The 12,395-nt window shown below is 61.3% G+C and carries 17 protein-coding genes; 9 read left to right on the forward strand and 8 right to left on the reverse strand.

Going from position 1 to position 12,395, the window contains the following annotated elements; all coding sequences use genetic code 11:
• Positions 1-58: 58 nt before the first annotated feature.
• Positions 59-499: a flagellar biosynthesis repressor FlbT gene (gene flbT / locus V1292_RS18880; protein WP_334374231.1), complete on the reverse strand. Its 441-nt coding sequence runs from the start codon at positions 497-499 to the stop codon at positions 59-61.
• Between the two features lie 121 nt (positions 500-620).
• Between flbT and V1292_RS18885 the strand changes: the two genes are divergently transcribed.
• The 3 genes from V1292_RS18885 (at position 621) to V1292_RS18895 (ending at position 1,831) form a co-directional block, all read left to right on the forward strand.
• On the forward strand, positions 621-926 hold the full coding sequence (locus V1292_RS18885) for a hypothetical protein (protein WP_334374232.1): 306 nt from the start codon (positions 621-623) through the stop codon (positions 924-926).
• 150 nt (positions 927-1,076) lie between these two features.
• Positions 1,077-1,442 carry a flagellar biosynthesis regulator FlaF gene (gene flaF, locus V1292_RS18890; protein WP_334374233.1) on the forward strand — a complete coding sequence of 122 codons (366 nt, stop codon included), beginning with the start codon at positions 1,077-1,079 and terminating at the stop codon, positions 1,440-1,442.
• 23 nt (positions 1,443-1,465) lie between these two features.
• A complete protein-coding gene (locus V1292_RS18895) occupies positions 1,466-1,831 on the forward strand; it encodes a hypothetical protein (protein WP_334374234.1) in 366 nt (121 codons plus the stop codon).
• Between the two features lie 7 nt (positions 1,832-1,838).
• Here V1292_RS18895 and V1292_RS18900 read toward each other — a convergent pair whose 3' ends face one another.
• The 4 genes from V1292_RS18900 to V1292_RS18915 form a co-directional block, all read right to left on the reverse strand.
• Complete coding sequence (locus tag V1292_RS18900; protein ID WP_334374235.1) at positions 1,839-2,219, reverse strand: hypothetical protein; 381 nt, start codon at positions 2,217-2,219, stop codon at positions 1,839-1,841.
• A 159-nt stretch (positions 2,220-2,378) separates the two neighbouring features.
• Positions 2,379-2,876, reverse strand: coding sequence for a hypothetical protein (locus V1292_RS18905; RefSeq protein WP_334363738.1), 498 nt, complete (start codon positions 2,874-2,876; stop codon positions 2,379-2,381).
• A 19-nt stretch (positions 2,877-2,895) separates the two neighbouring features.
• The gene (gene flgJ / locus V1292_RS18910) at positions 2,896-3,234 is read right to left on the reverse strand and encodes a flagellar assembly peptidoglycan hydrolase FlgJ (RefSeq protein WP_334374236.1); all 339 of its coding nucleotides are present in this window, start codon (positions 3,232-3,234) and stop codon (positions 2,896-2,898) included.
• Entirely contained in the window at positions 3,234-4,358 is a 1,125-nt protein-coding gene (locus tag V1292_RS18915) for a flagellar basal body P-ring protein FlgI (protein ID WP_334374237.1), read from the reverse strand. The genes flgJ and V1292_RS18915 overlap by 1 nt, the downstream gene beginning before the upstream one ends.
• Positions 4,359-4,624: 266 nt before the next feature.
• Here V1292_RS18915 and V1292_RS18920 point away from each other — a divergent pair, with 266 nt between their 5' ends.
• Complete coding sequence (locus V1292_RS18920) at positions 4,625-5,038, forward strand: flagellar assembly protein FliX (protein WP_028348621.1); 414 nt, start codon at positions 4,625-4,627, stop codon at positions 5,036-5,038.
• Positions 5,039-5,161: 123 nt separating this feature from the next.
• On the opposite strand, the gene V1292_RS18925 is transcribed toward V1292_RS18920, so the two are convergent.
• Positions 5,162-5,548: a winged helix-turn-helix transcriptional regulator gene (locus tag V1292_RS18925; protein ID WP_057843965.1), complete on the reverse strand. Its 387-nt coding sequence runs from the start codon at positions 5,546-5,548 to the stop codon at positions 5,162-5,164.
• A gap of 114 nt (positions 5,549-5,662) precedes the next feature.
• Between V1292_RS18925 and V1292_RS18930 the strand changes: the two genes are divergently transcribed.
• The 4 genes from V1292_RS18930 (at position 5,663) to V1292_RS18945 (ending at position 8,518) form a co-directional block, all read left to right on the forward strand.
• Positions 5,663-6,274, forward strand: a complete 612-nt coding sequence (locus V1292_RS18930) for an NAD(P)-dependent oxidoreductase (protein WP_334363734.1) — start codon at positions 5,663-5,665, stop codon at positions 6,272-6,274.
• A gap of 200 nt (positions 6,275-6,474) precedes the next feature.
• A complete protein-coding gene (dksA, locus tag V1292_RS18935) occupies positions 6,475-6,840 on the forward strand; it encodes an RNA polymerase-binding protein DksA (protein WP_141686941.1) in 366 nt (121 codons plus the stop codon).
• Between the two features lie 69 nt (positions 6,841-6,909).
• On the forward strand, positions 6,910-7,695 hold the full coding sequence (locus V1292_RS18940; protein WP_334374238.1) for a 2-keto-4-pentenoate hydratase: 786 nt from the start codon (positions 6,910-6,912) through the stop codon (positions 7,693-7,695).
• A gap of 10 nt (positions 7,696-7,705) precedes the next feature.
• Positions 7,706-8,518, forward strand: coding sequence for a hypothetical protein (locus V1292_RS18945; protein ID WP_334374239.1), 813 nt, complete (start codon positions 7,706-7,708; stop codon positions 8,516-8,518).
• Between the two features lie 4 nt (positions 8,519-8,522).
• On the opposite strand, the gene V1292_RS18950 is transcribed toward V1292_RS18945, so the two are convergent.
• Positions 8,523-8,882, reverse strand: a complete 360-nt coding sequence (locus tag V1292_RS18950) for a ClpXP protease specificity-enhancing factor SspB (protein WP_334374240.1) — start codon at positions 8,880-8,882, stop codon at positions 8,523-8,525.
• 1,044 nt (positions 8,883-9,926) lie between these two features.
• A complete protein-coding gene (locus V1292_RS18955; RefSeq protein ID WP_334374241.1) occupies positions 9,927-10,286 on the reverse strand; it encodes a PRC-barrel domain-containing protein in 360 nt (119 codons plus the stop codon).
• Positions 10,287-10,719: 433 nt separating this feature from the next.
• Between V1292_RS18955 and V1292_RS18960 the strand changes: the two genes are divergently transcribed.
• Positions 10,720-12,315, forward strand: coding sequence for an ATP-binding protein (locus V1292_RS18960; protein WP_334374242.1), 1,596 nt, complete (start codon positions 10,720-10,722; stop codon positions 12,313-12,315).
• Positions 12,316-12,395: the final 80 nt, after the last annotated feature.

The raw sequence follows: 12,395 nt of genomic DNA on the forward strand, positions 1-12,395 counted from the left end.
CGCTTCAAAGCAAAAGGCCTCCTTGCGGAGGCCTTTCCATTTTTGAGCGATGCGATGGCTATGCGGATTTACGATCGGGCTCTTCGTGTGATTGCTCGTGTGATTGCAATTTCCGGGCGCTTTCCAGGATCTGCTCTTCATGGCTGATCAGTTTCTTCGATTCCTTCAGCGCGTGGTAGAGATCGCCATTCAGAATGAAGTTGTTGATCCCTTCGATGAAGGGCCAGGCACTCGGCATCGCGGTCAGGATGTCGCGCACGAGGCTGAAATAGGTCGGATGGTGCGCCATCGGATCCGGTGACAGGTACATGAGCTGTACAGCGAGATAGACGAGCTTGGCCGGCGTGTCGGCGCTCCCGGGTGTGAGAATGTCTTTCTCGCGCAGGATCGGAATCCTGTCGCCGTCGATCAACAGCCTGGCGCGCTGATCGGTATTGGTGACTACGCAGGCACCGATGATGATTCGCTCGTGCGGTTTGAGCTCGACTTTCAAGGCCATGCCTGTTCTCCGTTTGACGCTTTTCGCGCGTTGTCGATTGCCCGCCGGCAGATTCGCATCCTTCCCGATGATGGTTAACCAATGGTGAACATACCAATAGTGCCCATTTGGCGGGGCTTTCTTGCGCCTGACCAGTAGGAATACGGAGCAGATTCCGACCCGACGAATTAATTGCACAGGCGTCAACTTCAACGCGGCCGGTGTCGGTCTCGCCAACTTCATCGACAACGCAGCGACTAACAATGTCGTTGCCAACCTGGCCAGCGCTTCGACGTTGCTGCGCACGGAGGCGTCAGCCTTGGGTTCGAACCTGTCGATCGTGCAGATCCGTCACGAAACTTTTCCGCTCGAGAAGAAAAATCTCGGCATGAAGAAAAGTACCGAAGGTGAGAATTTGGGCTTCGATGTTAATTCCATCAGAACCTGATGGCCGGCATGCTGACGAAAATGTGGATTTCTGCCGGACTACCGACACAATCGGTAACACTTGCTAACCATATTTAAAGGCGCAACCTGTATGAAAGTTGGGCAGTTTTTCTGCAGTCCCGCGGTCAACCGCTCCCATCGAGGTTAGTGAATGTCTAATGCAGCCCAAGCCTACGCGCGTACATCGCAAACGACGACGTCTCCCCGTGAAATCGAAGCGCAGGCGCTGCTGAAGGCCGCACGGCAACTTCAGGAAGTTCAGTCGAACTGGAACGGCCCCGACAAAGCGATGCACAATGCATTGCTGTTCAACCGTCGGCTATGGTCGATCTTCATGAGCGCCGTTGAGGCGAACGAGAACCCTCAATCGATCGAAGTGCGGCAGAACATCGCGAACATCGGCGTCTTCGTGATGAAGCAGACTGTCGACATGCAATTGAACCCGGATCCGGCCAAGCTGAAGTCGCTGATCGACATCAATTGCAATCTCGCCGCCGGCCTTTCGGGCCGCGGCTAACCGGTTCGAGGAAGCGGGCCAAGATGGCTGACCTTTGGAGCATCATATCGGCCAACTACAAGGCGGTGGGATTGACCGTTCCGTCCAAGACTCCGTACGTGGCGGTCGATCCCAAGCTCTACGAAGGCACCTGGACCGGGAAATATGCCGATAACAAGACGTTCAAGTTCACGGTCTCGAACGTCACCGGCTTTCGCGCCAAGGTGCAGTACCAGAGCGGCGGCACAAACAAGTTCCAGGAAGTTCTGATCAAGGATCTTTCGTTCCGGATCGGCGACACCAAGTTCACGCTATCCGCCCTCGGGAAAGCGGAGATCAAGAACGTCGTCACCGATCCGTCGAGCGGGCAGACCTATCTCGACCAGGCCTACGCCTCACGCTCCGGCTGAAATCGGCTCAGGCCTTGCGGTCGGTTGCGCGAAGCCGCGTCGGCGCGTCCTTGGTCAGGTCGAGCGTGTGGAAATAGGCCCGCCGGCGCAGCACGGCTTCCTCCGGAAACTGCTTCACGACCTGGCTCGTCTTGACGTCGACTACCTGATAGACGACGGCGCGCGCATCGCGGTCGATCACGACCTGGTTCGATACTGCAGGACTTGAAATGGAGACGCGGACCGCAGCGGAATCCGTGCTGGCGCGCGCGCTTGAGTCGACTGCCGAGACGCTCTGGCTCGCCGGCAGTTCGGTTGCGACCGCATGTTGTGCCGCCTCGCTCACGTGCTGAACGATCGGCGCGGCAACCGGTGCCCCCACCGGTTTGATGTTGAAATCTGTACTCATGGCAGCCTCCAGGCTTGCTGCGAGTCAAATCCCAACCCCTCGTCGGTTGCAATATAGCCCTCTACATCTCAACGTGATGTTAGGGAACACGCTGAATTCCGCTCTGACGCGAGCGCGCAAATTTAATGAAAATTGTAGATAGTCGAAAACGGCGATCGCTTACAGCGAACGGCTGACCGAGAGCGGGGTGATGTTGCGTGGTCCCGGCGCGGCCCGTTGTCCCGAAGCCGTATAGGTATTCGGAATGTTCTTGCGCTGGATCTCGGCGTTGACGCCGCGCACGATGCCCTCCGACACCGCGTGCGCGGTCGCAAGCACGGTGAGATTGATCTGCAGCATCGCGCGGAAGGTGTCGTGATGGCGGCGCAACGTCGTCAGCAATTCCGGCGATACCTGCGCCAGATATTTTTGCGCGTTCTTCAGATTCTCGACCGCGACCATGTAGCGGCGTGACAGCTCGCCCTTTTGCTCTTCCAGCCGTATCGCCTCGCGCACGTTGCCGGCGCGAACCAGTTCGGTTTCGCGCTCGATGATGCCGAGCAGGCCGCTCATCACGTCCATCAGTTCTTCCGCGAGCTTGCGCGCCTCGGTCGGCGTGGAGATCGCTCTTGCTGGCGCGGGGGCCGGTGCGGGCCTGGCCTGAGGATGCTGATTCATGTCGGGGGGTTCCTTTGGATCAGCCGACGCGGTTGGCTTGCTGGAGGATCAAGGTGCGGAAGACATCGTTGGAGATACCGATGCCGCCGGACTTGGCGAAGGATTTCGAATACTCATCCGTCAGCATCGAGCGCCAGACGCCGGTGCCGGTCGTGTCACCGAACGGCCCTTCGCCTTTGACGCCGGTGGTCATCTGCGAAAACATCGTGTTGAGGAACATCGCCTCGAACTCCTCGGCCTTGGCGCGCGTCTTTTTCTGCGCTTCCGGCGAAATCTTGGTCAGGGCGTCGGCAAGCAGCGGGTCCTTGCGGCCGTTGATCAGCGAGGTCTTGTCGTAGGGATTGGCGATGCCGTTCATCACATCACCTCGATATCGGCCTGGATCGCGCCGGCGGCCTTGATCGCCTGCAGGATGCCGATCAGGTCGCGTGGGCCGATGCCGAGACCATTTAGGCCGTCGACGAGTTGCTGCAGCGAGACGCCGTCCTTCACGACCGCGAATTTCTTGCCGTCCTCGGAGACGCTGACGCCGGTGCGCGGCGTGACGACAGTTCGGCCGCGCGACAGCGGATTGGGCTGGCTGACCTGCGGGCTTTCGGAAATTGTCACGGTAAGATTGCCTTGCGCCACCGCCACGGTGGCGACGCGAACGTCCCGCCCCATCACGATGATGCCGGAACGTTCGTCTATGACGATCTTGGCGGCGAGATCGGGGTCGACCTGCAATTGCTCGATCTCGGTAAGAAAGGCGACGACGTTGCCCTTGAATTCGGCGGGGATCGCCAACTGCACCGTGGAGGGGTCGATCGGCTCGGCAGTCTTGACGCCGAGGAAGTCGTTGACGGCCGCCGCGATGCGTTTGGCGGTGGTGAAGTCGGCGTTGCGCAGCGCGAGCCGCACATTCGGCAGGCGATTGAGCGCGAATTCGATCTCGCGCTCGATGATGGCGCCGTTGGCGATGCGGCCGACGGTGGGCACGCCGCGCACGATCTTGGCGGCTTCGCCTTCGGCCTGGAAACCCGAGATCGCCAGCGAGCCCTGGGCTACCGCATAGACGTTGCCGTCGGCGCCGAGCAGGGGGGTGACGAGCAGGGTGCCGCCCTGCAGATTCTTGGCGTCGCCGAGCGCGGAGACCGTGACGTCCATCCGCGTGCCCTGGGTGCCGAAGGCCGGCAGATTGCCGGTGACCATGACGGCGGCGACGTTGCCGGTGCGGATGGTGGCGCCGCGGATGTTGACGCCCATGCGCTCCAGCATCGCCTGCAGCGACTGCTTGGTGAAGGGGATGTTGTTCAGCGTGTCGCCGGTGCCGTTGAGGCCGACGACGAGGCCGTAACCGATCAACTGGTTCTGTCGCACGCCTTCGATATTGGCGAGATCCTTGATCCGCGACGTCGCGCCCGCGGACGAGGGCGATAGCGCCAGCGCCAGCAGCGCGGCGCAGGCCACCCAAATTACTCTTGCCGAACGGATGCCGGGCATCCTGTGCTCCCCTCGAGGTCTTCCACCGGACCGCAGGCGCCACTCCCATGACGACGGTCCGGCATTAACTATGCGAGCGCCGTGCCACACCGCATTTCCGATGCAATGCATTGATATTGCTGGGTCTTCGTCGGAGGCGCGAGGTCGCGGCGGCTTCACCACGATGGGCGAAACTGCCGCATGTCGGCAGATTTTGCCGGGCCGTTTACGCGTCATTAACCATAAGAAGGCGAAGGTCGCTCTATTCTCAGGGCGAGATCACCACGATGCGCATCTACGGACCGAACGGCACCACGCTTGGATCGCCCGCAAGTCATACGCGGCGAACCAGTTCGACCGGCTTCTCGCTGCCGGAGACGCCGACCACGCCCGAGGAGCCGCGCGCGGCTGTGGCGCCCAAAGCCGCCGGCAACATCGACGCGCTGCTCGCCCTGCAAGGTGTCGAGGATCCGACGGAGCGCCGCAAGCGTTCGGTAGCACGGGGCAGGGGCGCGCTCGACGTGCTCGACGAGCTCAAGATCGGCTTGCTCTCCGGCAATCTCGATGCTTCTACGGTGAACCGGCTGCGCGATGCCGCTGCCAATCTGAAGTCGTCCTCCGGCGATCCCGGCCTCGATGCGGTGCTGGCCGAGATCGAGCTGCGCGTTGAAGTCGAACTGGCGAAGGCCGGGCGGTTCTAGCTCCTGATGTCATTTCCGGGCTGGCCGGGCAACCCATTATTCCAGAGACGTTCGTGCTCGACCGAAAGGCCGCGACGTATTGGATGCCCCGCTTGAAGCGAGGCATGACGGCGGTGGATTGATTCACGCCGCCATATCCTTGCGCGCCGCGTCGTAACGGCGCTGCGCGTTCAGCACCTCCTTCAGGTTCTTCTCCGCCCAGTCCCGCAACGGATCGACCGCGTCGGCGAGCGTCGCGCCGAGCGGTGTGATCGAATACTCCACCGTGACCGGCACGGTCGCGATCGCGCGGCGTTTGATTAATCCGTCGCGTTCGAGCGATTTGAGAACCTGGCTCAGCATCTTCTGCGAGATGCCTTCAATGGTGCGGCGTAACGCATTGAAACGCATCGGCTCGTGCCTGATGAGAAGCAGGATGAGTACGGCCCATTTGTCACCGACGCGATCGAGAATCTGCCGCGTCGGGCATTGAGCCGAATAGGCGTTCGGGGTTTTGGCGCTGGCTTTCACGGCGGTTACTCCGGCGTAATCAGGTGACCCAAAAGTGCTCTCTTAACACTTACATTCATTTCGCTATCTAGTCACCATTGGATACCATATCCATCAACTCGCAGGGAGACCTCCATGAAAATCGCCGTCATCGGGGCGTCCGGCAATGCCGGTTCGCGCATCACAGCCGAACTCGCCCGCCGCGGCCACACTGTGACCGCCATCGCTCGCCATCCCGAAAAGATCGCCGCCCAGGCCAACGTGACGCCCACCGCGGGCGATGCCATGGACCAAGCGGAACTGGCCCGGCTGCTCGCCGGTCATGATGCCGCGATCAGCTCGATCCACTTTCTCGCCAGCGACCCGGCCAAGCTGATCGGCGCTGCCAAGGATTCGAAGGTCGGCCGTTACCTCGTGGTCGGGGGCGCCGGCAGTCTTGAAGTGGCCCCGGGCGTTCGGCTGGTCACCACCCCGGGTTTTCCCGTGGCATACAAGGCGGAAGCCGAGAAGGGCGCCGCCTTCCTCGATCTGCTCCGAGCCGAGAAGGAACTCAACTGGACCTTCCTGTCGCCCTCCGCCCTATTCACCGCCGGCGAGCGAACTGGCAAGTTCCGTCTCGGGACCGACCAGCTTTTGACCGCTGCCGACGGCAAAAGTTCGATTTCCTTCGAGGATTTCGCAGTTGCACTCGCCGACGAGATCGAGCGTCCCGCCCATATCCGCCAGCGCTTCACGGTCGGCTACTAGGCGCTAGGTGGTCCCGATAACTTTGCCTGTGCAAGGCCTTGGGGGAGGTACCCCCAAGGAGACGGCCTATATTGTCTGTCACAACCCGCCGCTATATAAGGCCCGCGCGGACGGACAATTTTCCGCCCCGCCTTGCACGTGAAGATGGGCTGGCCTTGGAAAAGTTGAAGAATTATCGACCCTCCGAAAAAGAGCCTTTCATGAACGACCGCCAGCGCGAGTATTTTCGCGCCAAGCTGCTGGCGTGGAAGGACGAGATCCTGAGGGAATCGAAGATCACTCTGCAGACCCTTCAGGAAGAGAACGTCAATCATCCGGATCTCGCTGATCGCGCCTCTTCCGAAACCGATCGCGCCATCGAACTGCGCGCCCGCGACCGCCAGCGCAAATTGATCTCCAAGATCGACGCGGCGCTGCAACGCATCGAGGACAACACCTACGGCTATTGCGAGGAGACCGGTGAACCGATCTCGCTCAAGCGGCTGGAGGCTCGCCCCATTGCAACGCTGTCGGTGGAAGCGCAGGAACGTCACGAGAAGCGCGAGAAGGTTTATCGGGACGAGTAGGACAGGGCCTGGCGGCTGACCGCGACGGGCGGTCAGCGCTGCAGGCTGCAACCATGAAAGCCGCCGCTGATGGACAAGATTCTCGCGGCCGCACAGAACATCGCTACCGCCCGCCGCAATCGCGCGCCGCTGGCCGCGCTGCCGCCTGAGCTAGCGCCTGCCGATGAAGCCGAAGGCTATCAGATCCAACGCGCCGTCCACGATCTGCTGCTGCCGCAGACCGGCGCGCTGGTCGGCTACAAGATCGGCTGCACCAGTCCGGTGATGCAGGAATATCTCGACATTCCCCATCCTTGCGGCGGTGGCGTGTTCGCCAAGGGCGTGCATGACTCCGGCGCCAAGCTGCGCTTCGGCGATTACGTCCGCGTCGGCGTCGAATGCGAGATCGCGGTGCGGCTGGCACGTAGCCTCGCGCCGTCAGAAGCCCCGTTCACCGCGGAGTGGGTGATGGAGGCAATCGAGGCGTATCACCCAGCAATCGAGATCGTCGACGACCGGTACGTCAAATGGGAGACGATGGGCGCGCCGACGCTGGTCGCGGACGATTTCTTCGCCGCCGGCTGCGTGCTCGGCAAAGCGGTGGCGCGCACCAAGGCGCCGGACCTGCTCAAGGCCAAGGGCCGTGCCGTTGTCAACGGCAAGGAGGCCGGCCGCGGCACCGGCGCCGACGTGCTCGGCGACCCCCACAACGCGCTGGCCTGGCTTGCCAACCATCTCGCCGAAGAGGGCGTGGGGCTGCATGCCGGGCAGATCGTTCTCACCGGCAGCCTCGTGAAAACCGTGTGGCTCGACCAGGGCGACGCCGTCAAAATGGAGCTCGACGGTTTGGGCATAGCGGAAGCCAAATTCACATGAAATGACAGCAATGGCTGAGAGCGTTCCGTCGGTTCTCGAATCCGAAGCGAGAGGCGAAATCGCAGACATCTATGCCGACATCCGCAAGGTGCTCGGCACCAGCGTGGTCAACCTGATCTGGCGCAACCTCGCGACCATGCCGGGTGCGCTGGAATGGACGTGGGCGACCGTGCGACCGCTCTATCTCGGTGACGCGCCATTGCACGCCGAAGCCGTCAGGCGAACGATCGCGCTGCCGGATTGGCCTGGCTTCTCCATCGACACCTTGCTTGCCGCCGGTGTGGACGAGGCCGAACGCGCACTGATTCGTGACGTGCTCGACAGCTATCAATATACCAATGCGCTCGCGCTCGTCGTGCTCTCGGCGTTGCTGGCGCATTACGAGCCGCCCCCGGCCGATGCTGTGACGGCCGTCGATATGGCGCCAACGGCGCCCGGCACAAAAATTCCGGAGCTGCCGCCGATGGAGGCGCTGGACCCCGAGGTGGCGGCGCTGGTCGCCGAATTGAATTCCTTTGGAGAGGACACCGAACCGCAACTGATTGCGAGTATGTACCGGCACCTGGCGTACTGGCCGTCCTATCTGGCGCTGGTGCGAACAATGCTGGCGCCACTGCAGTGGGAAGGGCGGCTGAACGCGCTGACGCTTTCGACTCGCGCGCTCGGGCGCGCGCATGGTGCGACTCTCGCAAAGCAACTGAAGCCGGCGCCGCCGCCGGATACGCTCAAACCCGCACTCGTCTCCTGCCGCCTGTTCGTCGAACATCCGATCGCGCGGATGACAGGGCTCTGCGCCCTGATCCGGCGCGCGACGCCGGAGTGAGGCATCAGCCGTCGGAGCACTTCAACTCGGACTTATCCCAGAATGATTTGATTGCATTGAAGGGGACGGTGACCCGTTCCCGAGCCCCCCGCAATCGCAGCAGGACATCGAAGCGGTCATCCTTTACGTTCAACTGCTCGAAGTCACTCTGCAGGATGATGGTCATATCGTCGGGATATTTCGTCTTGAGGCCGATCGATAGTTTCACGCCGTCGGCGCCAGTGCGAAACGTGAGATTGACAGGCCGCTGCTCCGAGGCGAGGCGGAGCGTCTCGGCAATCTTGGAGCGCGCCGTCGGCTTGCTGCACGGCTCGGCGAATGCAGGCGAGGCCGGAATCAGGATCACGAGGAAGAGAAGCAGCATGGCCCCACAAGAAATGGTCACACCCCGCACTTGCGGGGTAGCCACTACGCCGCGACCTGTCGTTTCCATCACTGCGGTCTCTGGAATACTCGAGCGCCTGCTTCTCGGGCGAATGACAAATGGGTGTATGCTCGCGTCCCCGCGGCTTGCCGGGTCATGCTAACGGGTTCCCTCAAAAAAGAAAGAGGGCGCGGGAGCGCCAGATGCCCGCAGCACCCGCCGTCCGTGTGTATTGGTAGTAAGGATACGGTAATCATCGCAGTTGTGCCTATCACCGGCGGTGCGCTGCGCAATGAGCCTAACGGCTTATATCGGGTTTTCCTCGGCCGTCTCCCCGGCCATGAATCCATCTTGCCATCGTCGTCGGCGAATTAATGGTTAATTGAAAACCTTGCCGGGCTCGAAGAACCGTCACCGCTCGTCCGCGCGGTTGCTCGCTCAGTTGATGCCGCCCTGCGACAAACTTGCGCACCCGAGGTGCCGCTACCGGCGGAGTCGCCATGAAGAACGGCGCAACGGGCAACACGACCAGCAATTCCAGGTCTTCATCCAGGACGCCAGCACGCAGGGCGCGGGGACTGCAGGCGCCGTGGACAAGAAGGGCGATGCTACTTTCTCCCGCAGGAACCATGAAGAAGTAACGTTCGGGCGGGGAACGATTCTTGGTCGGGAAAATTATGCAATCGTGTTTTTGAACACGCGGCTACCCTTCAGGCTCTGGCGCGATCTTGCCCCCGAGAGGCGCCGGGGCCTGCTTTTTGGCTGACCAGTGGCCGATTCCACGCCGGGCGCTGTTTGATCGAACTGTTTGGCAAGCCGTATCGCTGTCACAGGCTGATGACGTATGCACTCATCGCCAGCAAAACGGCGACGCTGACAGCGATAATGATCAAGAAGAATTTTCCCATTGCTCCGCCTTTCGCAGATCACAACGCAAGGCAGCAGGAATAGTTCTCTGCTGACAGGCGAACGCAGGCCCTGCGTTCGCGCCTGCCAGGCAAAGAAAAGCCCGCCACTGCGGCGGACCCCAAGGAGCTACCACGATCAGATCGCGATGCCGTAGTAGTCGTTGATGGCGCGGGTCCGGGTCGGATCGCTCCAGTTCCAGGCGTTGTCGTTGCCGTAATGCGGTGCGCTCTTGAGCTGCGCTTCCGTCACGCCGGTGACGTAGCCACCGAGCGAGGTATCGTATTTCAGCGATTGCCAGGGTAGCGGATAGTGGTCGTCGCCGATGCCGAGAAAGCCGCCGAAGGAGAGCACGGCGTAGGACACCCTACCGCTCTTCTTGTCGATCATGACGCGCTCAATCGAGCCGATCTTGTTGCGATCGGCGCCATAGACGGCAGTTCCCTCAACCTTGTCGCTGCCGATCAGGTTGCCGGTTTCGTTTGCGTCTAGTGCCATGGGATTCTCCTCCTGCTAGATGGATGAACGAAAACAAGGGGCGGGGGGAGACGTTCCGGAGTGTGGCAGCTACCCATCGACGCATCGATGTGGATGTGGCGCGTCCAGCCGCATGTCGGTTTGCCCACGATACCGACAACAGTTGGTCTGGTAGACATGTCCGCTAAAAGCCACTGACATCCGAGGCTTGGCCGGCACACCAGCGGAGGGCCGTTCCTAAAGCCGATGCTAAGCCTCGATGAGCCCTCCGCCTGGTTGTTCCCGGGAATGCAACATGCGGGCTTGATGGCTCTCGGACGGGCGCAGCAACATTCGCCGAGGCCAGCGCTGCGCTTGTGCGGGTGGCGAAAAACCTGAATAATTTCTGTCGCTCCGACGCACGGATCGGAGGATTGCGGTTGCATGCTTGCAGCCGCTTGTTGGAGCTATCCACATGTCGACGCTCACCGCGCACGGCGCGTGCTTATTGTGGAAGCCGGAACTGATCTGGCTGAATGTCATTTCCGACGCGATGCTCGCCGGCGCCTTCTTTGCCACGGCGTTCGTCCTCGCGTTCTTCGCGTGGCGGCGCTACCGCGAGCTTATGTTCCGGGGCGTATTCTTGACATTCGCGATCTTCGTCGCGGTCTGCGGAGTTACCCGCCTGCTGTCGATCTACACCATGTGGGTGCCGGCTTATGAAATCGAGGCCCTGACCAAAGCTTTCCTGGCGCTGATCTCGGTCGTGATCGCGGCAGCACTGCTACTGCTGCTGCCGCGGATCCTGGTGCTGCCCACGCGCATCCAGCTTGCGGGTGCCTATGCGGCACTTGAGGAGGAGGTCAAGCAACGCCGCGAAGCTGAGGCCATGGTCAGGCGTTTTGAGGAGAAAGAGGCCACCGAATCCAAGGTCCGGCAAGCGCAGAGGATGGAAGCCATCGGCCAGCTCACCGGTGGCGTCGCGCACGACTTCAACAACATTCTGACTGTGATCACCGGGACCATCGAAATCCTCAGCGATGCGGTCAAGGATCGTCCACATCTCACTCAGATCACCAATCTGATTAGCGGAGCCGCAGCAAGGGGAGCTGAGCTGACGAAGCATCTGTTGGCCTTCTCCCGTCGACAGCCGCTGCAGCCGCGCAATACCGATGTCAACGCGTTGGTAATCGATGCAGCGAGTCTGCTACGACCGACCCTCGGCGAACACATCGAAATTGAATCGATGCTGGCGCACGATTCCGCGCCGGCTCTGATTGATCCCAGTCAGCTCTCGACCGCGATCCTGAACCTCGCCCTAAATGCGCGCGACGCCATGCCTAACGGCGGCAAGCTGACGTTAGAAACCAAGAATGTGGTGCTCGATGAGAACTACGCTCGCCTGAACAGCGAGGTTAGACCGGGCAACTACGTCATGATTGCAGTAAGTGACACGGGGGACGGAATTCCCAGCAGCCTGCTCGAAAAGGTGTTTGAACCATTCTTTACCACCAAGGAGGCCGGGAAGGGATCGGGGCTCGGCCTCAGCATGGTCTATGGCTTCGTTAAACAGTCGAATGGACACATCAAGATCTACAGCGAAGAGGGCCACGGCACGACCGTGAAGCTATACCTGCCGCAGGCCACGGGTGGTGGCCCGGAGGCACCCGCCGGCGAGACTGGCGGGTATGCGGGCGAACACGGCGATGAGTCTATCCTGATTGTCGAGGACGACCCGCTGGTTCGGGAATACGTCGTGGCGCAGATCACCCGTTTCGGGTTCCACACGCTCGCCGCCGGCAATGCTGCCGAGGCGCTGGCAATCATCGATGGACCCGAACGCATTGACCTGCTGTTCACTGACGTAATGCTCCCCGGGGGAATGAATGGCCGCCAGCTCGCGACCGAGGGGGTCAAAAGGCGCCCAGGGCTCAAAGTGCTTTATACCTCTGGCTATGCGGAGAATGCCCTCGTACATCACGGCCGTCTCGATGCTGGCGTGCTGCTGCTGCCGAAGCCTTACCTCAGCGCCGATCTCGCGCGGATGCTTCTAACCGCGCTGGCATCGTGAGTTCTGCTGGACGAGCAGGCGTTTCCTTGACTTCGACGTACGCGCGGTCTCCGCCCAAGGAACTCACGGAGACCGCGTTG

It is taken from the genome of Bradyrhizobium sp. AZCC 1719, assembly GCF_036924525.1.
In the GTDB taxonomy this organism is placed as follows: domain Bacteria; phylum Pseudomonadota; class Alphaproteobacteria; order Rhizobiales; family Xanthobacteraceae; genus Bradyrhizobium.

Coding starts and splice junctions, on each gene's coding strand:
- flbT (WP_334374231.1), bottom strand. CDS start 499: ATGGCCTTGAAAGTCGAGCTCAAACCGCACGAGCGAATCATCATCGGT.
- flaF (WP_334374233.1), top strand. CDS start 1,077: ATGTCTAATGCAGCCCAAGCCTACGCGCGTACATCGCAAACGACGACG.
- V1292_RS18895 (WP_334374234.1), top strand. CDS start 1,466: ATGGCTGACCTTTGGAGCATCATATCGGCCAACTACAAGGCGGTGGGA.
- V1292_RS18900 (WP_334374235.1), bottom strand. CDS start 2,219: ATGAGTACAGATTTCAACATCAAACCGGTGGGGGCACCGGTTGCCGCG.
- V1292_RS18905 (WP_334363738.1), bottom strand. CDS start 2,876: ATGAATCAGCATCCTCAGGCCAGGCCCGCACCGGCCCCCGCGCCAGCA.
- flgJ (WP_334374236.1), bottom strand. CDS start 3,234: ATGAACGGCATCGCCAATCCCTACGACAAGACCTCGCTGATCAACGGC.
- V1292_RS18915 (WP_334374237.1), bottom strand. CDS start 4,358: ATGCCCGGCATCCGTTCGGCAAGAGTAATTTGGGTGGCCTGCGCCGCG.
- V1292_RS18920 (WP_028348621.1), top strand. CDS start 4,625: ATGCGCATCTACGGACCGAACGGCACCACGCTTGGATCGCCCGCAAGT.
- V1292_RS18930 (WP_334363734.1), top strand. CDS start 5,663: ATGAAAATCGCCGTCATCGGGGCGTCCGGCAATGCCGGTTCGCGCATC.
- dksA (WP_141686941.1), top strand. CDS start 6,475: ATGAACGACCGCCAGCGCGAGTATTTTCGCGCCAAGCTGCTGGCGTGG.
- V1292_RS18940 (WP_334374238.1), top strand. CDS start 6,910: ATGGACAAGATTCTCGCGGCCGCACAGAACATCGCTACCGCCCGCCGC.
- V1292_RS18945 (WP_334374239.1), top strand. CDS start 7,706: ATGGCTGAGAGCGTTCCGTCGGTTCTCGAATCCGAAGCGAGAGGCGAA.
- V1292_RS18950 (WP_334374240.1), bottom strand. CDS start 8,882: ATGCTGCTTCTCTTCCTCGTGATCCTGATTCCGGCCTCGCCTGCATTC.
- V1292_RS18955 (WP_334374241.1), bottom strand. CDS start 10,286: ATGGCACTAGACGCAAACGAAACCGGCAACCTGATCGGCAGCGACAAG.
- V1292_RS18960 (WP_334374242.1), top strand. CDS start 10,720: ATGTCGACGCTCACCGCGCACGGCGCGTGCTTATTGTGGAAGCCGGAA.